The 21,237-nt window shown below is 63.9% G+C and carries 16 protein-coding genes and 8 pseudogenes; 15 read left to right on the top strand and 9 right to left on the bottom strand.

Features of this window, described 5'->3' with window-relative positions; all coding sequences use genetic code 11:
• Positions 1–82: 82 nt before the first annotated feature.
• The gene (locus tag G6N41_RS10120; protein WP_198967261.1) at positions 83–1,564 is read right to left on the bottom strand and encodes a carboxyl transferase domain-containing protein; all 1,482 of its coding nucleotides are present in this window, start codon (positions 1,562–1,564) and stop codon (positions 83–85) included.
• A 26-nt stretch (positions 1,565–1,590) separates the two neighbouring features.
• On the opposite strand from G6N41_RS10120, the gene G6N41_RS10115 reads away from it, so the two are divergent.
• The 6 genes and pseudogenes from G6N41_RS10115 to G6N41_RS10090 all read left to right on the top strand — a co-directional run bounded on the left by G6N41_RS10115 (position 1,591) and on the right by G6N41_RS10090 (position 9,897).
• Positions 1,591–2,322 (top strand): enoyl-CoA hydratase, encoded by a 732-nt coding sequence (locus tag G6N41_RS10115; protein ID WP_198967260.1) that lies wholly within the window; start codon positions 1,591–1,593, stop codon positions 2,320–2,322.
• A 6-nt stretch (positions 2,323–2,328) separates the two neighbouring features.
• Positions 2,329–3,447 (top strand): MBL fold metallo-hydrolase, encoded by a 1,119-nt coding sequence (locus G6N41_RS10110; RefSeq protein WP_198967259.1) that lies wholly within the window; start codon positions 2,329–2,331, stop codon positions 3,445–3,447.
• Between the two features lie 238 nt (positions 3,448–3,685).
• Positions 3,686–5,269 (top strand): serine hydrolase, encoded by a 1,584-nt coding sequence (locus G6N41_RS10105; RefSeq protein WP_198967258.1) that lies wholly within the window; start codon positions 3,686–3,688, stop codon positions 5,267–5,269.
• Positions 5,266–7,641, top strand: a pseudogene (locus tag G6N41_RS10100) (HAD-IC family P-type ATPase). The gene G6N41_RS10105 and the pseudogene G6N41_RS10100 overlap by 4 nt, the downstream one beginning before the upstream one ends.
• A gap of 354 nt (positions 7,642–7,995) precedes the next feature.
• A pseudogene (locus G6N41_RS10095) lies at positions 7,996–8,745 on the top strand (PPE family protein); the annotation flags it as partial.
• Positions 8,746–8,824: 79 nt separating this feature from the next.
• A pseudogene (locus G6N41_RS10090) lies at positions 8,825–9,897 on the top strand (IS3-like element ISMyma1 family transposase).
• Positions 9,898–9,965: 68 nt separating this feature from the next.
• Here the strand turns inward: G6N41_RS10090 and G6N41_RS10085 are convergent.
• The 4 genes from G6N41_RS10085 to G6N41_RS10070 are packed head-to-tail and all read right to left on the bottom strand — an operon-like array spanning position 9,966 to position 11,222.
• Entirely contained in the window at positions 9,966–10,511 is a 546-nt protein-coding gene (locus tag G6N41_RS10085; RefSeq protein WP_231608695.1) for a hypothetical protein, read from the bottom strand.
• Between the two features lie 5 nt (positions 10,512–10,516).
• Positions 10,517–10,678 (bottom strand): hypothetical protein, encoded by a 162-nt coding sequence (locus G6N41_RS10080; RefSeq protein WP_198913342.1) that lies wholly within the window; start codon positions 10,676–10,678, stop codon positions 10,517–10,519.
• Positions 10,654–10,935: a hypothetical protein gene (locus G6N41_RS10075; protein ID WP_198966675.1), complete on the bottom strand. Its 282-nt coding sequence runs from the start codon at positions 10,933–10,935 to the stop codon at positions 10,654–10,656. Before G6N41_RS10075 ends, G6N41_RS10080 begins: the two co-directional genes overlap by 25 nt.
• Positions 10,911–11,222 carry a hypothetical protein gene (locus G6N41_RS10070; protein WP_198968100.1) on the bottom strand — a complete coding sequence of 104 codons (312 nt, stop codon included), beginning with the start codon at positions 11,220–11,222 and terminating at the stop codon, positions 10,911–10,913. The genes G6N41_RS10075 and G6N41_RS10070 overlap by 25 nt, the downstream gene beginning before the upstream one ends.
• A 206-nt stretch (positions 11,223–11,428) precedes the next feature.
• Between G6N41_RS10070 and G6N41_RS10065 the strand changes: the two genes are divergently transcribed.
• The 4 genes from G6N41_RS10065 to G6N41_RS10055 all read left to right on the top strand — a co-directional run bounded on the left by G6N41_RS10065 (position 11,429) and on the right by G6N41_RS10055 (position 14,486).
• Positions 11,429–11,989, top strand: coding sequence for an MFS transporter (locus tag G6N41_RS10065; protein WP_336282411.1), 561 nt, complete (start codon positions 11,429–11,431; stop codon positions 11,987–11,989).
• 74 nt (positions 11,990–12,063) lie between these two features.
• Positions 12,064–13,023 carry an aminotransferase class I/II-fold pyridoxal phosphate-dependent enzyme gene (locus G6N41_RS10060; RefSeq protein ID WP_231608907.1) on the top strand — a complete coding sequence of 320 codons (960 nt, stop codon included), beginning with the start codon at positions 12,064–12,066 and terminating at the stop codon, positions 13,021–13,023.
• On the top strand, positions 13,020–13,241 hold the full coding sequence (locus tag G6N41_RS28360; RefSeq protein ID WP_231608906.1) for a hypothetical protein: 222 nt from the start codon (positions 13,020–13,022) through the stop codon (positions 13,239–13,241). Before G6N41_RS10060 ends, G6N41_RS28360 begins: the two co-directional genes overlap by 4 nt.
• A gap of 258 nt (positions 13,242–13,499) precedes the next feature.
• Complete coding sequence (locus tag G6N41_RS10055) at positions 13,500–14,486, top strand: PLP-dependent cysteine synthase family protein (RefSeq protein WP_231608905.1); 987 nt, start codon at positions 13,500–13,502, stop codon at positions 14,484–14,486.
• Here G6N41_RS10055 and G6N41_RS10050 read toward each other — a convergent pair.
• Positions 14,445–15,559, bottom strand: a pseudogene (locus G6N41_RS10050) (IS3 family transposase). The gene G6N41_RS10055 and the pseudogene G6N41_RS10050 sit on opposite strands and share 42 nt — an antisense overlap.
• Positions 15,560–15,913: 354 nt before the next feature.
• Between G6N41_RS10050 and G6N41_RS10045 the strand changes: the two are divergent.
• Both G6N41_RS10045 and istA read left to right on the top strand, forming a co-directional pair.
• A pseudogene (locus G6N41_RS10045) lies at positions 15,914–16,585 on the top strand (sterol desaturase family protein); the annotation flags it as partial.
• Between the two features lie 162 nt (positions 16,586–16,747).
• Positions 16,748–17,799: pseudogene (istA, locus tag G6N41_RS10040) on the top strand (IS21 family transposase); the annotation flags it as partial.
• Between the two features lie 11 nt (positions 17,800–17,810).
• Here istA and G6N41_RS10035 read toward each other — a convergent pair.
• A pseudogene (locus G6N41_RS10035) lies at positions 17,811–18,681 on the bottom strand (IS5 family transposase).
• On the opposite strand from G6N41_RS10035, the gene G6N41_RS10030 reads away from it, so the two are divergent.
• Complete coding sequence (locus G6N41_RS10030) at positions 18,638–19,138, top strand: VOC family protein (protein ID WP_321573806.1); 501 nt, start codon at positions 18,638–18,640, stop codon at positions 19,136–19,138. The pseudogene G6N41_RS10035 and the gene G6N41_RS10030 overlap by 44 nt on opposite strands.
• 23 nt (positions 19,139–19,161) lie before the next feature.
• Here the strand turns inward: G6N41_RS10030 and G6N41_RS10025 are convergent.
• A pseudogene (locus G6N41_RS10025) lies at positions 19,162–19,861 on the bottom strand (MspA family porin).
• Between the two features lie 277 nt (positions 19,862–20,138).
• Here G6N41_RS10025 and G6N41_RS10020 point away from each other — a divergent pair.
• Positions 20,139–20,375, top strand: a complete 237-nt coding sequence (locus G6N41_RS10020; RefSeq protein WP_198967256.1) for a hypothetical protein — start codon at positions 20,139–20,141, stop codon at positions 20,373–20,375.
• Between the two features lie 40 nt (positions 20,376–20,415).
• Here G6N41_RS10020 and G6N41_RS10015 read toward each other — a convergent pair whose 3' ends face one another.
• Positions 20,416–20,682 carry a hypothetical protein gene (locus tag G6N41_RS10015; RefSeq protein ID WP_231608903.1) on the bottom strand — a complete coding sequence of 89 codons (267 nt, stop codon included), beginning with the start codon at positions 20,680–20,682 and terminating at the stop codon, positions 20,416–20,418.
• 260 nt (positions 20,683–20,942) lie between these two features.
• On the opposite strand from G6N41_RS10015, the gene G6N41_RS10010 reads away from it, so the two are divergent.
• Positions 20,943–21,095, top strand: a complete 153-nt coding sequence (locus G6N41_RS10010; RefSeq protein WP_015354987.1) for a hypothetical protein — start codon at positions 20,943–20,945, stop codon at positions 21,093–21,095.
• Positions 21,096–21,237 lie beyond the last annotated feature (142 nt).

The raw sequence follows: 21,237 nt of genomic DNA, 5'->3' as shown, positions 1-21,237 counted from the left end.
CGCATTCGATCCTGGCTAACCTGCCACACCAAAATCGCCGCAGCGGGGCCGAAGCCCGACCGCTAAACGGCACCGCCGCAGGTCAGCGGTCGCGCTGGAGCCCGATGCTGCGGTACCGCGCGAGTCGAGCCGTCATGCGCTGGGCGTCGGGTATCTCACGCAGCGCGGCAACCTCGGTCGCGATGGCGATCGAAAGTCGTTGGGCGAACTCGACTGGCTCAGCTGCGGCGTCGGGGAGTTCGGGAACTATGACGTCGACGATCCCGGCGGCCAGCAGGTCCGCCGATCGAATGCCTTGCGCTGCGGCGAGCTCGGCGGCGTGGGTGGTGTCGCGGAAGACGATCGCGCTGGCGCCCGCCGGCGGAAGTGGAGCTAGCCAGCCGTGTTGGGCGGCCAATAACCGGTCTGCGGGCACCATCGCCAGCGCCGGCCCGCCGCTGCCCTGCCCCAACAGCACCGACACCGTCGGGGTGCCCAGCGTCACCAACTCGGCCAGACATTGGGCGATCTGGCCGGCCAGCCCACCCTGCTCGGCATCGGCGGACAATGCGGGGCCGGCGGTGTCGATGACCAGGACCAGCGGCAGCCGCAGCTCGGCGGCCAGTGCCATGCCGCGGCGAGCCTCGCGCAGCGACGCCGGTCCGATGATCCCGCCACCGATCCCTTGCTGGCCAAGCACCACCATTGGCTGACCGGCCATGCGGGCCAGCGCGAGCAGCGTGGTCGCCGCGTCGCCGTAACCGGTCCCGGAGAGCAGCACTCGGTCGGTGGCCCCGTAACGCAGCAGGTGTTCCACCCCCGGCCGGTCGGGTCGTCGCGATGCCAGCACCGAAGTCCACGCCGGAACATCCGGTATCGCAGTGGGAGCTGGCGCCGCTGGCGCTGGCGCTGGCGCGTCGGTGAGTACCGTCAATGCGCGATCCAGTGTGCGTCGTAGCTCGTCTAGCGTGACCACGCCGTCGATGACACCATGGCGCTGCAGGTTCTCCGCGGTCTGGACGCCAGCGGGAAACGGTTCGTCGTAGAGCAGCTCGTAGACCCGGGGACCCAGGAAGCCGATCAGGGCCCCCGGTTCGGCCACCGTCACGTGGCCCAGCGAACCCCATGACGCGAACACCCCGCCCGTGGTCGGATGGCGCAAATAGACCAGGTAGGGAAGGTGGGCCTGCTTGTGCAGCCGGACGGCCGCGGCGATCTTCACCATCTGCAGGAACGCGACCGTGCCCTCCTGCATGCGCGTGCCCCCGGAGCTGGGCGAGGCCAGCAGCGGCAACCGTTGGCTGGTGGCGCATTCCACGGCCGCGGTGATTCGCTCCGCGGCCGCCACGCCGATCGAGCCGGCGAGAAAGTCGAATTCGCACACCACCACCGCGACCCGGCGCCCCAACACGCGGCCCTCGCCGGTCAGCACCGATTCGTCACGGCCGGTGGCGGCTCGGGCGTCGGCCAGATCGCGCGCGTAGGACTCCGATATCGGGACCTCTAGCGGGGGCGTATCCCAGCTGATGAAAGAGCCCTCGTCCAGTACGGCGTCGCGCAGTTGGTCGGTGGTGATACGACTCACTCGATGAGGCTATATAGGCTTGCCCCATGATCGGTATCTCCCAGGTCGAAGCCGTTATGACCATCGAGTTGCAGCGCCCGGAGCGTCGCAACGCCCTGAACTCGCAGCTGGTCGAGGAGCTGCGGGAGGCCATCCAAAAAGCCGGCGACGGGTCGGTTCGCGCGGTCGTACTCACTGGCCAGGGCACCGCGTTCTGCGCGGGAGCGGATCTATCCGGTGATGCGTTTGCCGCTGACTATCCCGATCGGCTCATCGAGCTGCACCGCGTGATGGACGCAGCCCCGATGCCGGTTATCGGTGCCGTGAATGGGCCTGCCATCGGCGCCGGTTTGCAGCTGGCCATGCAGTGTGACCTGCGGGCCGTGGCTCCCGAAGCGTTTTTCCAGTTCCCTACGTCTAAATATGGCCTGGCCCTGGATAACTGGAGCATCCGCCGACTGTCGTCGCTGGTAGGGCACGGACGGGCGCGCGCGATGCTGCTGACCGCGGAGAAGTTGACCGCCGAGACGGCGCTGCACACCGGGATGGCCAACCGCATCGGCACGTTGGCCGATGCACAGTCCTGGGCCGCCGAGATCGCCGGTCTGGCGCCGTTGGCGATCCAGCATGCCAAGCGAGTGCTCAATGACGACGGTTCCATCGAGCAACCGTGGCCGGAGCACAAGGAGCTGTTCGACAAGGCCTGGGGAAGCCAGGACGTCATCGAGGCGCAGGTCGCTCGGGTGGAGAAGCGGCCGCCGAAGTTCCAGGGGGCGTAATCCAACATGGTCGGCCGGGCACTAAGACTGGCCGCCGGCACCGCTTCGCTAGCGGCCGGCGGATGGCTGATGCGGGCGCTGCACGGAGCGCCAGCTGCGTTGGGTGCCGATCCTGCGGCGATCGAGGCCGCCTCGGATGGATCGCCGAACTATCGCGACGGTGTATTCGTCAACCTCGACCCCGCCTCGGTGTTCACTCTGAATCGTGAAGAAATGCGGCTCCTTGCTTGGGAGCTACTCGCGAATCGAGGTGGGAGCCGCCCGGCCAAGCCGATCCCGCTGGCTGCTCCGCAGGTGTACCAGGGCGACGCGAGCCGGCTGGCCGTGAGCTGGTTCGGCCACTCCACGGCGATGGTCGAGATCGACGGCTACCGGGTGTTGACCGACCCGGTGTGGAGCGACCGGTGCTCGCCCTCGGATCTGGTCGGCCCACAGCGGCTGCATCCGCCGCCGGTCCAGCTCGACGGGTTGCCCGCCGTAGACGCGGTGGTGATCAGCCATGACCACTACGACCATCTCGACATCGACACCGTGATCGCGCTGGTCCGTAGTCAGCGGGCGCCGTTTTTTGTGCCGTTGGGGGTGGGGGCACATCTGCGGTCGTGGGGCGTCCCCGAGGATCGCATCATCGAACTCGACTGGCACCAGAGCGCCCAGGTCGGCGAGCCCAGCATGATCTGCATGCCGGCACGGCACTTTTCCGGGTGCTTCATGAGCCGCAACAACACCCTGTGGGCGTCGTGGGCCTTCGTAGGACCGACGCATCGCGCCTACTTCGGCGGGAACACCGGCTACACCAAGAGTTTTGCCGAGATCGGGGCCGATCATGGTCCGTTCGACCTGACCTTGATGCCCATCGGCGCCTACAACACTGGGTGGCCGGACATCCATATGAATCCCGAGGAGGCGGTCCGGGCGCACCTGGATGTCAGTGACACGGGTTCGGGGCTGTTGGTGCCGATTCACTGGGGGACTTTCCGGTTGGCGCCGCACCCGTGGGCGGAACCGGTAGAGCGACTGCTCAAAGCCGCTGAATCAGACCAGGTCCAGGTGGCCGTGCCACTGCCCGGTCAGCGCATCGATCCTGCCGGGCCGTTGCGATTCAACCCCTGGTGGCGGCTCTGATCGAGGCGATGCCGAAATCGGCTTCATGCCAGCGGTATCGGCGCCGCAACCTTGGCGGTGGTGATGTTTGCGTCCCACCGCAGTAAGGGACGGCAAGGGGATATCCTCGGCGGACATCGGGGACATGAACGCCGCAGCGAACTGTCATGACCGCATGCCCGCTGGTCACCAGCGGTGCTGGCGGCACGTGGCATGGGGCCTACCCGGGAGGGCGACGTTGCCCGGCTAGAGTGCGGCAATGACCAAACGCGCGGCGACGACAGCAGTGGTGATGATGTTCCTGGCGTTGGTGGGATGTGCTCCCAAACAATCAATTTCCAACCCGCCATCGACGCCGTCGCAGCTCCCGCCCAATGAGGTCTCCGGTATCGACATTCCCCCGGGCCGGATCGACGAAGCGGTCGCAAAGGTTGACGGCTTAGTGGCCGAGCTGATGAAAAGCACTGGTATACCCGGCATGGCGGTGGCGATTGTCCACGGTGGAAAGACGCTGTATGCCAAGGGATTCGGGGTGCGGGACGTCAGCAAGGGCGACGGTCAGGACAACAAGGTCGACACTGACACGGTCTTCCAGCTGGCCTCGATGTCCAAGCCCATCGGGGCGACCGTGGTCGCGCACGAGGTCAGCACCAATGTCGTTTCTTGGGACACGCCCGTCGTTTCGAAGCTACCGGAGTTTGCCCTCAGCGATCCGTACGTCACCGACCACGCCACGATCGCTGACCTGTATTCGCACCGGTCCGGGTTGCCCGACCACGCCGGGTATGCGCTCGAAGATCTGGGCTACGACACAACGCAGGTGCTCGAACGGTTGAAGTACCTGCCGTTGGACCCCTTTCGAATCAGCTATGCATACACCAACTTCGGTGTGACCGCCGCCGCCGATGCGGTCGCGGCAGCAGCCGGCAAGGCCTGGCCGGACCTGTCCGAGGAGGTGCTCTATCGCCCGCTGGGGATGACCTCTACGAGTTCCCGATTCGCCGACTTCCTGGCCCGGCCCAATCACGCGGTCAACCACATCAAGGTGGGGGACCGGTGGGAGGCCCGGTTCCAACGGGACCCGGATGCTCAAACGCCGGCGGGCGGGGTGAGTTCGTCGCTCAATGACATGGCCCACTGGCTGACCATGGTGCTGGCCAACGGCGAGTACAACGGCCAGCAAATCGTGTCACGGGAGGCGTTGCTCCCCGCCATCACACCGCAGGTCATCTCGTCGGCGGCGCGCTCACCGAAAGCTCGCGCCGGTTTCTACGGCCATGGGTTCACCGTGTCGGTGAGTTCCGCGGGCCGCACCCAGTACGGCCATTCCGGGGCGTTCGGGCTGGGGGCCGCTACCAACTTTGTGGTCCTACCCTCCGAAGACATCGCCATCGTCGCGCTGACCAATGCCGCGCCCTACGGCATACCCGAAGCGCTCACCGCCCAATTCATGGATCTGGTGCAATACGGCGAAGTCCGCGAAGACTGGACGAACCTATACCGACAGCAAATGGGCCCCATCAATACCCCGGAAGGATCTCTGGTCGGCAAGCAGCCCCCGGTCAACCCTGAACCGGCCCGGCCGCCAATCGACTACATCGGGGTATACGCCAACGACTATTGGGGCCCCGCCACCGTGACGGAGCGCGATGGCCAGCTGCAGTTGTCTATGGGGCCAAAGAACCAGACGTTTGACCTGACGCATTGGGACGGCGACACTTTCACGTTCGCACTGTCGACGGAGAACGCTTTGCCCGGTTCGATTTCGAAGGCGACCTTCGCCGGTGACACGCTCAATCTCGAGTATTTCGATTCGAACAAGCTCGGAACGTTCACGCGATGACGGCCATCGGCTTGACCGATGCCGAAGAGGCGGCACGCTTAGCCGAAGGTAAGAGCAATGACATTCCCGAGCGGGCGACTCGCAGTGTGGCCCAAATCGTTCGGGCCAACGTATTCACCAGGATCAATGCGATTCTGGGCGTGCTGCTGCTGATCGTCCTGGCGACCGGTTCGGTGATCAACGGGATGTTCGGCCTGCTGATCATCGCCAACAGCATCATCGGAATGATCCAGGAGCTGCGGGCAAAACAGACACTGGACAACCTGGCAATCCTCGGCCAGGCGAAACCGTTGGTTCGGCGGCAATCCGGCACCCGCACAATGTCGCCCACCGAGGTGGTGCTCGACGACGTCATCGAACTCGGACCTGGCGATCAGGTCGTCGTTGATGGCGAAGTCCTCGAGCAGGACAACCTCGAGATCGACGAATCCCTGCTCACCGGTGAGGCCGATTCGATCGCCAAACACGTGGGCGAACAAGTCATGTCAGGCAGCTTCGTGGTTGCAGGTAGCGGGGCATACCGTGCGATCGAGGTGGGGCACGAGGCATACGCTGCCAAGCTTGCCGCAGAGGCGAGCAAGTTCACCCTGGTGAAATCCGAATTGCGCAGCGGCATCAACAAGATTCTGCAATTCATCACCTATCTGTTGATACCTGCCGGGTTGCTGACCATCTATACCCAGCTGTTCACCACCCACGCGGGTTGGCGAGACTCGGTGCTGCGAACGGTGGGTGCGTTGGTGCCGATGGTCCCAGAGGGCCTGGTGCTGATGACCTCGACAGCGTTCGCTGTCGGCGTCGTCAGGTTGGGGCAACCCCAGTGCCTGGTACAGGAATTGCCCGCCATCGAAGGACTGGCCCGGGTCGACGTGGTGTGCGCCGACAAGACGGGCACGCTGACCGAAACCGGTATGCGAGTGTCCGATGTCGACGAACTCATCGCCGATCAGCATGGGGCCGTCGCCGACGTGCTGGCCTTCCTGGCTGCCGCCGATGCTCGGCCCAACGCCAGCATGCAGGCCATTGCTCAGGCCTTTCCGTTACCACCGGACTGGACCCCCACCGCAACGGCGCCGTTCAAATCGGCAACCAAGTGGAGCGGCATATCATTTCGCGACCACGGAAATTGGGTGATCGGTGCACCCGATGTGCTGCTGGATTCGGCGTCCGAGGCCGCCCGGGAGGTGGAACGGATTGGGGCACAGGGGCTGCGAATCCTGCTTCTGGGGGTCGCAGACGTGGCGGTGGACGATCCCTGCGCACCGGGCCAGGTAACTCCGGCCGCCTTGGTGATTCGGGAGTAGAAAGTACGGCCCGATGCGCGCGAAACGATGGAGTACTTTGCCGCTCAGAATGTTTCGGTGAAGGTCATCTCTGGGGACAACGCGGTATCGGTCGGCGCGGTCGCCGCCAAGCTCGGGTTGCAGGGCCAAACCATGGATGCGCGACAGCTGCCATCGGAGCAGCCCGAGTTGGCCGACGTCCTGGATACCTACACCATTTTTGGGCGGGTGCGGCCGGACCAGAAGCGCGCCATAGTGCATGCGCTGCAGTCCCATGGGCACACGGTGGCGATGACCGGCGACGGGGTCAACGACGTACTGGCCCTCAAGGATGCCGATATCGGCGTGGCGATGGGAACCGGCAGTCCCGCGTCGCGCGCGGTGGCGCAGATAGTCCTGCTTGACAACAGGTTTGCCACGTTGCCCTACGTCGTCGGCGAGGGTCGGCGGGTGATCGGCAATATTGAGTGCGTCGCTAATCTATTTCTGACCAAGACCGTGTATTCGGCGTTGCTGGCGTTGCTGGTGGGTATCGAATGCTTGTTCGCCAAGCCATTGGGCGCAGATCCATTGCTGTATCCGTTTCAGCCAATACACGTCACGATCGCGGCGTGGTTCACGATCGGAATTCCGTCCTTTATTTTGTCGCTGGCGCCCAACGACGAGCGGGCCTATCCAGGCTTGGTACGGCGGGTCCTCACCTCTGCGCTGCCATCTGGACTGGTGGTCGGCGTCGCGACCTTCGTCTCCTACCTGACCGCCTATCCTGGGCGACATTCGACGTGGCAGGAGCAGACGCAAGCCTCAACCGCCGCCCTGATAACTCTGCTGGTAACCGCGTTGTGGGTACTGGCGGTGGTGGCCCGGCCCTATCGCTGGTGGCGACTGGGTCTCGTAATCGCTTGTGGCCTAGCCTATGTGGCGATCTTCAGCCTCCCGCTGGCGCAGCGGAAGTTCTTTCTGGATCCCTCCAATCTGGCCACGACTTCGATCGCTTTGGGGATCGGTCTGCTCGGGGCCGCGCTGATCGAGGCCATTTGGTGGCTGCGGGCCAGAGCCCTGGGGTTGCGTCCGCGGGTATGGCGATAGCTGGCTAGGGCGACGCCGGCCTCGATTCGCTGGTAGCTGCGAATCTGATTCTTCTTCTCGACTCGCGCTAGCTCGAGTCGCGCGGCCGCGCGACAAATTGGTGATGTGGACAAAATGGTGTCCGGGCGGCCAAAGCGACGATTTTGTACAAAGAGTTTACATTGCGAGTGAATAACCCGGTTTATGACCACTGGTCACAGTTTTTTGTTAAAGTTCCCGTGTCCCCGTGGTAACCGCCGTATGCTGATGCGATACCAGTCAATGGGCGACGACCGGGTGGATCCCGTGGATCGTCGGGTTGTCGGGGGGGCAGGTGGCCTCCGGCTTGGCGGCCGCCTGAGAAGGGCTGCGGCGATGAGTTTTTCGGTGTCGCCACCAGAAATAAACTCGGCTCGGATATTCAGCGGTGCCGGGTCGGGCCCGCTGTTGTCCGCGGCAGCGGCCTGGGATGGACTGGCTGGCGAGTTGGGATCGGCGGCTGCCGCTTTCCCCTCGGTGACCTCCGCGCTCACCGGTTCTTCCTGGCAGGGGCCGGCCTCTGCCGCGATGGCAAACGTCGCCAGCGGCTATCTGGGTTGGCTGGCATCGACCGGAGTGCAAGCAGGGCAGGCGGCCAGCCAGGCCCGGATCGCGACGGCGGCCTTTGAGGCCACCGTAGCGGCGACGGTGCATCCGGTGGTGGTGTTGGCCAACCGGACGCAGTTGGTCTCATTGGTGACATCCAACCTGCTGGGCTTCAACGCTCCCGCGATCGCGACGGTCGAGGCCGAATACGAACAGATGTGGGCCCAGGATGTGGCCGCCATGTTCGGCTACCACACCGGGGCGTCAGCGGCAGTGGCGGCGCTGACACCGTTCACCCAGGTGCTGCAGAGCCCCGCAGCGGCGGCGGCGGGAGCGGTGCAGACGGCCATCATCGATTTCCCCGGGCGGACCAACATTTTTAATGCTGGGTTGGGGAATTTGGGTGTGGGGAATGTTGGGTTTGCGAGTGTGGGTGATGGGAATGTTGGTGGGGGCAACCTCGGTGATGGGAATGTTGGGTTTGGGAATGTTGGTGGCCTGAACTTTGGTTCTGGGAACTGGGGTGGTTTCAACCTGGGTGGCCTGACCCCGATCGGTTGATCCACGGCTTGTGAGAGTCTTGTGGCCCACGTTGTGGGCAGGAAGGCTCGACAAGATCATGGCGACGAGGAAACGGCACAGTCCGGAGCAGATTGTGCGCAAGCTGATGACCGCGGACGGGCTGTTGGCCGAGTGCAAGGACACCGCGGCGGTCTGCCGCGAGCTGGGGGTCTCTGAGGCTACCTACCACCGGTGGCGCAACCAGTTCGGCGGCCTGAAGGCCGAGGACGCTAAACGGCTCAAGGACCTCGAACGCGAGAACGCCGCACTCAAAAGGTTGTTGGCCGATGCCTAGTTGGAGAAGGACGCGCTGTGGGAGATCGCCCGGGGAAACTTTTAGGCCCGGAGCGCCGGCGGGCGGCCGTTCGTCATCTCCAGCGCGTGCTGGGGGTCAGCGAGCGGTTTGCCTGCCGCGTCACCGGGCAGCACCGCGCCACCCAACGCCACGAACCGGTTGCGGGCACGCCGGCCGATCCGGACGCCGCTCTGAGGGAGTGGCTACGCGACTACGCCAACAAGCATCCTCGTCGCGGGTTCCGACCGGCCTACCACGATGCCCGCGGCGAAGGCTGGGAAGTGAACCATAAGAAGGTGCAACGGCTTTGGCGTGAGGAAGGACTGCGGGTCCCGCAGCGTCGCAAGTGCAAACGGCACGGCACCTCCACCGCCCCGCCAGAGGTAGTCGCCGATGCACCCGATCGGGTGTGGGCGGTGGACTTCCAGTTCGACGTGACCACCGATGGGCGGCCGATCAAGATCGTGTCGATCATCGACGAGCACACCCGCCAATGCCTCGGCGGTATGGTCGAGCGCAGCATCACCGGTGATCACCTCACCGAGGAGTTGGGCCGCATAGCCGCCGGGCGCGGGGCCTTACCCGCGGTGCTGCGGTGTGACAACGGACCCGAATTGGCTTGCAGCGCGATGGCAGACTGGGCCGAGGGCCAGGTCGGACTCCACTTCATCCCGCCCGGCGAGCCGTGGCGCAACGGCTATGTTGAGTCGTTCAACTCCCGCATCCGCGACGAGTGCCTCAACATCAATAGCTTCTGGTCGCTGGCCCAGGCCCGTGTCGTCATCGGCGACTGGAAGCACGAGTACAACCATCATCGGCGGCATTCATCGCCGTGATGCATCAAGTCAAGATGCCTGCGAAACCTGGTTCATGCATCAGGTAAGGAATGCCCGCGAAATCGGGGTCAGGTGGTGGTCTTGCTTTTGATGCGGATGCCGGCTTTGAGGGCGGGTAGAGCGGCGGGTATGGCGGCGAGGTAGAGCTGTTCGGTCTTGTCTTTGGCGAGTCTGAGCAGGGCGGCTTGCAGGTCGGCGATCTGGCGGGCGATCGCGGCGGGGTTGAGGCTGTTGCGGTAGGTGAGCAGCTCTGTTTGTTGGGCCGCTGAGAGGACTCCGGCGGCCAGCAGCCGGTCCAGGGGTCTGGGGCTTGTCGTAGAGCCGGCGGCGGTGACCGTCGCGGCTGCAGCCGTAGCCGATGGGTTTGATGGTGGGGTCAGGTAGTTGAGCCGGTCGTTGACCAGGTGCCACAGCCGGTTGAGCACGGCGCGTTCTTCGTCGGTGTCGTAGCGGTAGTAGAACCCGTAGCGACGCACGAGGTGGTTGTTTTTGGACTCGATGGTGGCCTGGTCGTTCTTCTTGTAGGGTCGTGAGCGGGTGAAGAAGATCTCCATGTCCGCGGCCCACTTGATGACCGCCTTATTGAGGAATTCGGTGCCGTTGTCGAAGTCCAAACCCGTTACCTTATAGGGATTTTAGTAATTCCGGTTTTGAGGGCGCCCAGGATGTGGGGGTGGGCGTTGTTGCGCACCGTGCGGGTGAACACCCAGCCGATGTGCATGTCGGTGAGGTTGACCGTGCGGGCGAACTCACCTTTCAGTGTCGGGCCGCAGTGCGCCACGGTGTCGCCTTCGAAGAACCCGGAGATTCTTCGGCCTCATCGCCTGCTTTGCAGATGGTGATCGAGGACCGCAGCAGCGGGGAGGGTTTCGTCGTCGACACACCCGAGATCTGGTCGCGGGCCTTGGCGCCGCGCAGGTAGCGGTCGATCGTGGCGCTGCTCATCGCCAACAGCTCGGCACGCACCGCCGGGCCGTAACGGTCACGGCCGTCCACCAGTTCGCCGTGGCGTTCTAGAGCATCCAACTGAAGTGCCATGGAAGCGGCCAGATACCGGCCGCACTGCCCGCCTGAGGCCGCCCACACCTTCTGCAACACCTTGAGCGCATCCTAGAGTACTTCGGATTGCGTTGCCGGCAAATCCGTTTGGCGACCTGCCGACCCGCTCCCGGCGGCGCGGCCGCCGCCCTCAACCGCCGCCGGGCGTTGTCACGCGACCAGCCGGTGACCGCCACCACCTGATCCAGAATCTGCCCCTTGTCCGCCTTCGGCGCCCCCACATACGCCCTGGCGAACTTCGCGGTGATCTCGGCCCGAGACGACATCGACAGCCCACTTCCCATGCCTGCCAAGGATCGACCGTTTCGCGGGCATTTTTACGTGATCCACCGAGGACGCTTCACGGGCATTTCTCGTGATGCTTGCCGATCGCTGGGCTACCTACCGCCTGCCCGCTATGCTGCCGCCTGTACCCACCGATGAATGACTCTCGTTCGCCGCGAACCAGTTCACGGGGTCCGGCCATTCTTTTCTGACGTCGCACTGGCACTATTCCACTTTCGAGGCGGGACTGGCCATGATGCCGATCTTTGTTGCGGCCGCGCTTGCGGCTATCCCGGCCGGAAGGATCGCAGATGCGCGGGGACACCGATGGGCGGTGATCCCCGGTTGCTGGGTTTTCGCTCTCGGCGTTTTGCTGTTCTGGTTACTGACAACGAGCCGAGCCGACTATGCGTCACGGTGGCTGCCCGGATCGATCCTCTGCGGGATTGGCATCGGGTGTGTCATGCCGGTTCTCGCAAGCGCTGCGATCGATGCGATGCCCGGCCAGCTCCTCGGCACCGCCAATGCACTCAATTCCATGTTGCGGCAATTCGGCGCGGCCCTGGGCACCGCCGCGGTGGGCACGTTGCTTGTTGAGCGTTCCGGGCACTCACCCATCGACGTGGGCAGCTTCCGGGTCGTATGGGCATTTCTGGGGACTTTGGCCATCGCCACGATTCCGTTTGCGCTGCGCCTGATACGACCGGCGTGGCAACGACCGGTCGAGGAGCCTCAACCGGCAGCCGCCGAATGCGCATCGCCACCCTAGCCGTCTCACGGAGCACTTTCAGGAAGAAACACCTCAGGGCAAACGATCAATGACAGGGATTAGGGGCACAAATCATGGATCTCTTCGATAAATTTGTTGCGGTAGACGAGCCGCTGCTACACATTTCTCGTGCCACACATGGCATAGCGACATATCCCAAGCTGGATGGGCCCGTCGGCGCCCACATGAGGTGGCAAGACCGCGAGCAGATCGTATGGAGCATCAACAACTATCTCGGAATCGCCAATCTTCCTGAAGTACGGGAAGCCGATGTCGAGTTCGCTCGACTCTACGGATTCGCAAGACCCATGGGCTCACGAATGATGCGCGGCGAGAGGGACATCCTCGAGCAGTTGGAAGAGGAGCTGGCCAATTATGTGAAGAAGCCGGCGGCGCTCTTTCTCAACTATGGGTATCAAGGCATGGCCTCACTCATCGACTCACTCACCACCTCCTCAGACTGGATCGTCCTGGACTCGCAATGCCACGCGTGCATCATCGACGGGGTCCGGCTGAAGAAGAAGGGCGGCCTCGACCAGACACGTACGTTCTCGCACAACAATATTGACGAACTCCAAGCATGCCTGGCCGAGATCGATCGGGTGCGCAGTGCCGACGCCGGCGTGTTGGTGATCACCGAAGGGGTTTTCGGCATGTCCGGCGACCAGGGTGCACTATGTGAGATCGTCGAACTCAAGAAGACCTACGATTTCCGATTGCTCGTTGACGACGCACACGGGTTCGGCGCCCTGGGCGCAACCGGCAGCGGAGCCGGGGAAGAACAGGGCGTCCAAGATGGTATCGACCTATATTTCAGCACCTTCGCCAAAGCGGCCGCCGGCACTGGGGCATTCGTCGCATCAGAGGCCAACGTAATTTGGAAACTGCGCTACACAATGCGCTCGCAGATCTTCAGCAGAGGCCTACCCCTGCCGATCATCGCCGGAAACATGTTCCGCTTCGAGTTGCTGCGCACCCGCACGATCTGCGCCAGCGAGCCCATGCCATCGCACATGAGCTTCAAACATCGTTGACCGACAAGGGATTTGACATCGGCAACACCCAGAGTCTGGTCACACCGGTATTCCTGCAGATGGACCCGTTGCTAACCCTCGAATTTCTGAACCGAATGCGCCACGAGCACAACGTATTCTGCTCGGGCGTGATGTACCCGGTGGTCCCCCCGGGGTTGTCCAGCTACGACTGGTGTCCACCGCATCACACGACACCGCCGACGTGGAACCGACAGTAAACGCCATCGCGTCGCTCTACGACGAGCTAGTCCCCAACCGGGATCGTGACCTATCACCGGCACCTGAGCTCGGCGCGGTCTAACACCAGAATCCTATTGGGCGGACACGATGACAACTCACAGCCTCGCCGAATCACCATCTCGCCATCACAACCACTGGCCCCCAACCACACGATGTAGTAACGGGCCAGCTGTGATCGTCGACCTTCGCACCCGAAGAAGACCCGCACCCGCAGCGCCGACCAGCGAGCGCACCCCATGACCCGCTACGACTCACTGCTGGCCACCTTGCGCGATACGCCCCTGGTTGGCTTACCACGACTCTCACCAGGCTGGGACAACAGTCCGCACGTGCGGTTGTGGGCCAAACTCGAAGACCGCAACCCCACCGGGTCGATCAAAGATCGCCCAGCTCTGCGGATGATCGAGCAAGCCGAGGCCGACGGTTGGCTGCGGCCGGGCGCGACGATCCTGGAGGCCACCAGCGGCAACACCGGCATCTCCCTGGCGATGGCCGCCAAAATGAAGGGGTATCGGCTCATCTGCGTGATACCGGAAAACACCTCGATCGAGCGCCGTCGGTTGCTCGAGCTCTACGGGACCGAGATCATATTTTCCCCCGCCGAGGGCGGATCCAACACCGCGGTAGCGCTCGCCAAACAACTGGCCGCCGAACACCCCGAATGGGTCCTGCTCTACCAGTACGGCAACCCCGCCAACTCCGACTCCCACTACCGCGGCACCGGCCCGGAACTGCTCGCCGACCTGCCCGAGATCACCCACTTCGTCGCCGGCCTAGGCTCCTCGGGCACTCTGATGGGCGCCGGCCGATTCCTGCGCGAACACGTCGCCAACATCAAGATCGTGGCCGTCGAACCCCGCCACAACGAAAAACTCTGTGGGATGCGCAATCTCGACGAAGGATTTGTGCCCGAACTGTATGACCCCACGCTGGGGGCCGTGCGCTACCCGGTCGCCACCGCCGATGCCGAGCACCGCATCCGCGAACTCGCACACACCGAGGGCGTCCTGGCAGGCCTGTCCACGGGCGCGGCCCTACAAGCCGCATTGGAGATCGGCACTCAAGCTCTGCGAGCAGGCGAGCGTGCCGATATCGCGTTCGTCGTCGCCGACGCCGCGTGGAAATACCTCTCCTCCGGCTGGCCTGACCCCGTGAACTGGTCCGCGGCGAACGAGAGTCATTCATCGGTGGGTACAGGCGGCAGCATAGCGGGCAGGCGGTAGGTAGCCCAGCGATGAATGCCGCCGATGATGGTTGTACTCGTGCTTCCAGTCGCCGATGACGACACGGGCCTGGGCCAGTGACCAGAAGCTATTGATGTTGAGGCACTCGTCGCGGATGCGGGAGTTGAACGACTCAACATAGCCGTTGCGCCATGGCTCGCCGGGCGGGATGAAGTGGAGTCCGACCTGGCCCTCGGCCCAGTCTGCCATTGCGCTGCAAGCCAATTCGGGTCCGTTGTCACACCGCAGCACCGCGGGTAAGGCCCGCGCCCGGCGGCTATGCGGCCCAACTCCTCGGTGAGGTGATCACCGGTGATGCTGCGCTCGACCATACCGCCGAGGCATTGGCGGGTGTGCTCGTCGATGATCGACACGATCTTGATCGGCCGCCCATCGGTGGTCACGTCGAACTGGAAGTCCACCGCCCACACCCGATCGGGTGCATCGGCGACTACCCTGGCGGGGCGGTGGAGGTGCCGTGCCGTTTGCACTTGCGACGCTGCGGGACCCGCAGTCCTTCCTCACGCCAAAGCCGTTGCACCTTCTTATGGTTCACTTCCCAGCCTTCGCCGCGGGCATCGTGGTAGGCCGGTCGGAACCCGCGACGAGGATGCTTGTTGGCGTAGTCGCGTAGCCACTCCCTCAGAGCGGCGTCCGGATCGGCCGGCGTGCCCGCAACCGGTTCGTGGCGTTGGGTGGCGCGGTGCTGCCCGGTGACGCGGCAGGCAAACCGCTCGCTGACCCCAGCACGCGCTGGAGATGACGAACGGCCGCCCGCCGGCGCTCCGGGCCTAAAAGTTTCCCCGGGCGATCTCCCACAGCGCGTCCTTCTCCAACTAGGCATCGGCCAACAACCTTTTGAGTGCGGCGTTCTCGCGTTCGAGGTCCTTGAGCCGTTTAGCGTCCTCGGCCTTCAGGCCGCCGAACTGGTTGCGCCACCGGTGGTAGGTAGCCTCAGAGACCCCCAGCTCGCGGCAGACCGCCGCGGTGTCCTTGCACTCGGCCAACAGCCCGTCCGCGGTCATCAGCTTGCGCACAATCTGCTCCGGACTGTGCCGTTTCCTCGTCGCCATGATCTTGTCGAGCCTTCCTGCCCACAACGTGGGCCACAAGACTCTCACAAGCCGTGGATCAACCGATCGGGGTCAGGCCACCGGCACCTAGCAAGTTACTGGCCCCATCACGCCACGATGCGAGCCCGCAAGTACGACGCGAACACCCAGAACCGGACCATCGGATTTCTTCCTCATATCGAATCAAACGAAATTCGGCAGGAGGGTGAACCCGTCTCCCAAATACTAAAAACAACGCCACGGCTCGCACCGGCCACGATCGGCACAACCCCGGCCGCACAGCATGAACACCGCGAATTAATCCGGAAGTCCGCCAACCCCCGACACCACGCCTACAGCTAAGGCATCACTGACATGACTACTGCGATGAGCGTCTTCGACGCACTGCCAGACAGACTGCAGGACCCGGTGGTACTGACCGCCCCATTCCTGATACTCCTGATCGTTCTCGAATGGATAGCCGCACGCAAACTGCTAACCACCAGCGCGCCCGCTGCCGACGACTCGAGAAACGCGCCCGGGGCCCACTTCGGCCCCGACACCATCGCAAGCCTGTCCACCGGGTTGGTCTCACTGGTCACCGGCGCCACCTGGAAGACCATCGCCGCAATCGGCTACGCCGCCATCTACACCTACGTCGCGCCCTGGCATCTTTCCCCACACCAGTGGTACACGTGGGTTATCGCGGTCCTGGGCCTAGACCTCATCTACTGCGTCGATCACCGCATCGCCCACAGAGTCCGGCTGATCTGGGCCGCACATCAGCCACACCACTCCAGCGAATACTTCAACCTGGCCACCGCGGTACGCGTGGAATGGAACAAGAGTGGCGAGATCATCATGTTCGCCATACTGCCGCTGTTGGGAGTTCCTCCGTGGGTGGTGTTCTTCAGCTGGTCAATAAATCTGACCTACCAGTTCTGGGTCCACACCGAACGGATCGGCAAACTACCGCGCTGGTACGAATACCTCTTCAACACACCGTCACACCACCGGGTGCACCACGGTATGGATCAAATGTATCTGTCCGTGGCCATGAAAAAGTAGCCACTGGTGGCCAAGTCGAGGTATCCAGTTTTGGCCAGATAAAAGTATCCACCCCGTGTTCGTCGTGTCGATCAGGAACTGTGGGCCCCGATGGTGACGGTGAAGGCGCCAACCAATGGCCATCACCACCGGGGAGTTCCATTGAAGTCTGTGAAGGACCGCATGGACATCATTTCTGCCGATCAACAGCTCGGGTCGTACCGGGCCGCCGCCGACGCGTGCGGCACCACGCATCGCACCGTCAAGAAGATCATCGACAAATTCGAGGCCGACCAGGCCGGCATACCGCCGGCACGGCGGGCCGAACGAGGGCACAACTACGATTCGGTGGCCGAGCTGGTCGCCGAACGTGTCGAGAAATCTGGAGGCCGGATCTCGGCCAAGCGGCTGCTGCCGATCGCCCGCACCGCAGGCTACCAAGGCTCGGATCGCAACTTCCGGCGTCTTGTTGCCGAGGCGAAGACGTTGTGGCGCAGCGCCAATCACTGCGGGCGCCGTCCAGCGGTATGGTCACCAGGGCAGTACCTGGTGATCGACTGGGCCCAAGCGGCACCGGGATTGTTCCTGTTCTGCGCGGTGCTGGCATTCTCCCGGTGGCGATTCGTGCGTTTCGCCGCCGACCAGAAGGCCTCGACCACGCTGGCGTTGATCGCCGAAACCCTGTCGGCGATCGGCGGGGTCCCGGCGTGGGTGCTGGCTGATCGGATGGCCTGCCTCAAAGGCGGGTAGTCGCCAATGTGGTCGTCCCGACCCCGGATTACATCCGACTGGCCACCCATTACGGGTTCGCCCCGGACTTCTGTCACGCCAACGACCCACAATCCAAGGGCATCGTGGAGAACCCGTGCGGCTATGCCCAACGCGACCTGGCGGTGCCGCTGCTGACCCAGTCCGCCGTCGACGGCGTGCCGATCGACATCCGGGCCGCCAACGCCGCTGCGGCGGCGTGGTGCGACGAGGTCAATGCCCTGGCGCACTCGGAGATTCAGGCGATTCCCGACGAACGGTTGGTCTCCGAACGCCAAGTACTGCAACCACTTCCATCGTTGCGCTTACAGATCGGGGCGCCCACGGTGCTGCACAAGGTCGACCGACTCTCCTGTGTGCGCTACGGCTCGGCCCGCTACTCGGTACCCACCCGGCTGATCGGCACCACCGTGGCAGTGGTGGTCGATCACGGCGCGGTCTGCCTAGGTCCTGTCTGCTAATTGCGGACGCGGTGGTAGGTGATGATGGCGGCCAGGGTGACACCGCCGAGGTAGGTCAGGGCGTATTTGTCGTAGCAGGTGGCGACCGCGCGCCAGTGTTTGAGCCGGTTGAAGCTTCGCTCGACGGTGTTGCGGTGCTTGTAGATTCGGCCTGAGAACCCCGGAGGCCGTCCTCTGTTGCGGCCTTTGGCTTTGCGGCGGGTGATCTGGTCGCTGCGCTCGGGGATGGTGTGGGCGATCTTGAGCCGGCGCAGCTGTGCCCGCGTCGAGTCATGGGAGTACGCCTTGTCCGCCAGCAGGCGAAACGGGGCGTATGAGTTGCTGCACCGGGCGGCCAGCAATGGCCAAAGCATCGGATTATCACCGGCTTGACCGGCCGACAGTGCCAGGGTGACCGGACTGCACAGCTGGTCGGTCAAGGCGTGGATCTTGGTAGTCAGCCCGCCGCGGGAACGCCCAATGGCGTGGTCATCGGGCTCATCGAGATATTTCTTGTAATTCGACAGATCCCCCTGTGCGGCGCCCGGAGCGCGCTCCGGCTGCGTGTCGGTGGGCGCGCACACTGGTCGAATCGACCGACAACAGTGCGCCCAGGTCGGCGTCCTCGGCGTCGAGGTCAGAGGCGATCGCCACGAAGATCCGCGCGTAGATGCCATCGACCGACCAGCGTAGATGCCTCTCGGCCACCGATTGCCAGGGACCGAAGTGCTCGGGCAGGTCACACCACGGAGATCCCGTACGGTAACGCCAGATAATGCCCTCCAGAGTACGTCGATGATCGTTCCACGGCCGGCCACGCCGCCCCGCAGGCAACACCGCCACGATCAGCGACCACAAATCATCAGAAATCGCATGCGTCCGCATCACCCAAACAGCATCAGCCAAAACACCATTCACATTAAGCAGACACGCCCTAGACGGGTCCCCGGAGGCGGCGGTCACCGGGATCGATCACGTCGTGGTCAAGACGTCCGACGCCGATGCCGCAATCACGCTCTACCGCGACCAGCTCGGCCTGCGCCTCGCGCTGGACCGCAGCTTTGCCGACTGGGGCATGCGGCTGGTGTTCCTGCGCGTGGGCGGAGTCACCGTCGAGATCGCGCAGTCACTGAGCGACGCGCGGCTTCCAGCCCGAACCGATCAGGTGTGGGGGCTGTCCTGGCGCGTCCCCGACGCCGATGCCGCGCGCAGGCGCCTCGCCGAAGCCGGGTTCGACGTCTCCGAGGTTCGGGTCGGACGCAAGCCGGGCACCCGCGTGGTCAGCGTGAAGGACGGTACGTGCGGCGTGCCGACACTTCTGATCGAGCCCGCCGCACCGGCGTAGCAGGGGCTCCGAGGACAGCGCAATCAGACAGCCTTGGTGGAGCCGACGTAGGACAGCACCACGTCGGATTCATCGGTAATCCGGGTTAGGGTCGCGTACGAGCGGACGAACGATTGACCAACGCACCCATCGATCTTGAGATGGAAGGCGCTGATCATGATCCAGGGATTTGCCCCCTTGAACTCTTTTCTGACCACTGGCACCACGACGACGAACCCGGGCTTGAGCCCCACACTGACCACGTTGTTGTATTGCCCGGTTATCAGCGGAATGAGAATCGGCGGCTGGCCGGGCCCCAGGGGTAGTTCGGCGCCGATCGAGGGGGCGACACCGCCGCTATTGGCCATGACGAAGCCGTTGGAGGTGCTCATGTCGATGCCGCAGCCGATCTCGTAGCCGACCTCGAGGATGCCCCGCGGGGTTTCCGGCCCGGTTAGCGAAGCGCCGAAGATCCCGCTGGAGAGGTACTCCCGAGACGAGATCGCGGTGGTTCATCGGCGCCACCGGAACGTGTTTCTCGTCTTTCGCGCCGAGGGCCAGGACCCAGCCGTCAGGGGTGGTGATCTTGGCGGGTGTGCAAGGCGGCACCGCCCCGTCATCCGGTGGCACGGCACCGGGCGGGGGTTGGGCGTCCGGCTCCGCACCTGCCGACGGCGCGGAAATCGATGCGACGAGGCACACAGCGAGAACCACGGCACGACGAATCACCGCGGAAATCGGCATCACAGCCGATACGCTAGGCACCGCCCGATTAGCCCTACGGCTTTGCTGGTTGAAGAAATCAGAGTTGTTTCCCGTTTGTAGCTGGTTCGCGACGCAGACACGTCACTCTGGACACGACCCGGTCGGTTTGTGGCCGGTGGTTGTGCAATTCGTGTACTTACTTCGTTTGCCGTATCGCTTATGGCTGCGCTTGGCGACTAAACTTCAAACTTAGCCAGAAATTCGTGGCAGGCGGCAGAGAGGTTGATCAAGGCCCCTTCGGAGAATCGCTCACGCAGTGTCGGCAATCCTGATTGCGCTGACGGCTCTGGTGGGTAGCAGCGAGATCGCCAACGCGGACCCAGAAGATGCGACTCCCCCGATAATCGACGATTTGCTCATCCTCACCCAGCCACCCGCCCAGGATCCACGCGCGTTGCATCAGAGCCATCCGGAGGGCGCCCTGGAAGGCCAGGGCCGGATCGGAATGGTCTGTCAGAATCACAATGTGAGATGCCAAAAAATGGGCTTCTAGGCTTCACTGCCGGCGTTCAAACGCGTCGACCACGCCCCGATCAGGGGCACAAGAACGAAATGGGCGGGCACCGCACCGCGTCCGGCGGAAGTGGCCCCTCCGCGTACACCCCACCGGATACCTGGTGAAAGTCATGGCAGACGTTCATGCCCCAGGTTTGGGCCAGCTCCTGCACCGCCCACGGCACCGGTTCGCCTGGGCACCAAGTGCCGTGACAGATCGGGTCACATCTCGAATCGGCCTGGGCCGTCCCCGCGCCCAGCACCAGACCGGCAAGCCCCAGGCCCAGATAGACGAACACAGTCATGGCCGAGCCCACGGCTAGTGGTCTCAGCCGCGACACCGCACCCACCAGGGCCGTCGTGGGCTTGCTGGAACTCGAAGATCCGCACATCATGGAACCTCTTTCGCTCAAGTCCCCTGACGCCATTGTCCGGCGTCGTCACGCGAAAAGTAGCGGCGCGGAGCCGCTACCGATCCCAATCAGCGGGATTGTTCGCCTTAGCTGTCCGGGGTGCAGCGACCGCGAATCCCAACCGGACGTTCAAATCAGAGACAATCACTGTCATGGACTCCGAAACCCCACCGCCTGCCCCGGCAAAACCTCCTCGGGTGCGCGTCACACCCGAGGACCTGGACAGGTTCGGCGATGAGGATCTGATCCGGCGGGCGTCAAACGACGAATGGCTGCGCAACGAGGCACCACCGCACCACGGTTGAGGCGCGCGCCGATCAAACCGTCCGCCAAAGAAGATGCCGTCAGCGTAGCATCACCCCCACCTGGGAGGTGCGGCATGGCCAACACCTGCGTGTGTGCGCGGTGCGCAATCGCGCCGGATCCCAATGCCGGCCGTCGTCTACG

Source organism: Mycobacterium shottsii, from assembly GCF_010728525.1.
GTDB classification, from domain to species: domain Bacteria; phylum Actinomycetota; class Actinomycetes; order Mycobacteriales; family Mycobacteriaceae; genus Mycobacterium; species Mycobacterium marinum.
The sequence above is the reverse complement of the archived record's forward strand: the minus strand, read 5'-3'. Positions and strand labels throughout refer to the sequence as shown.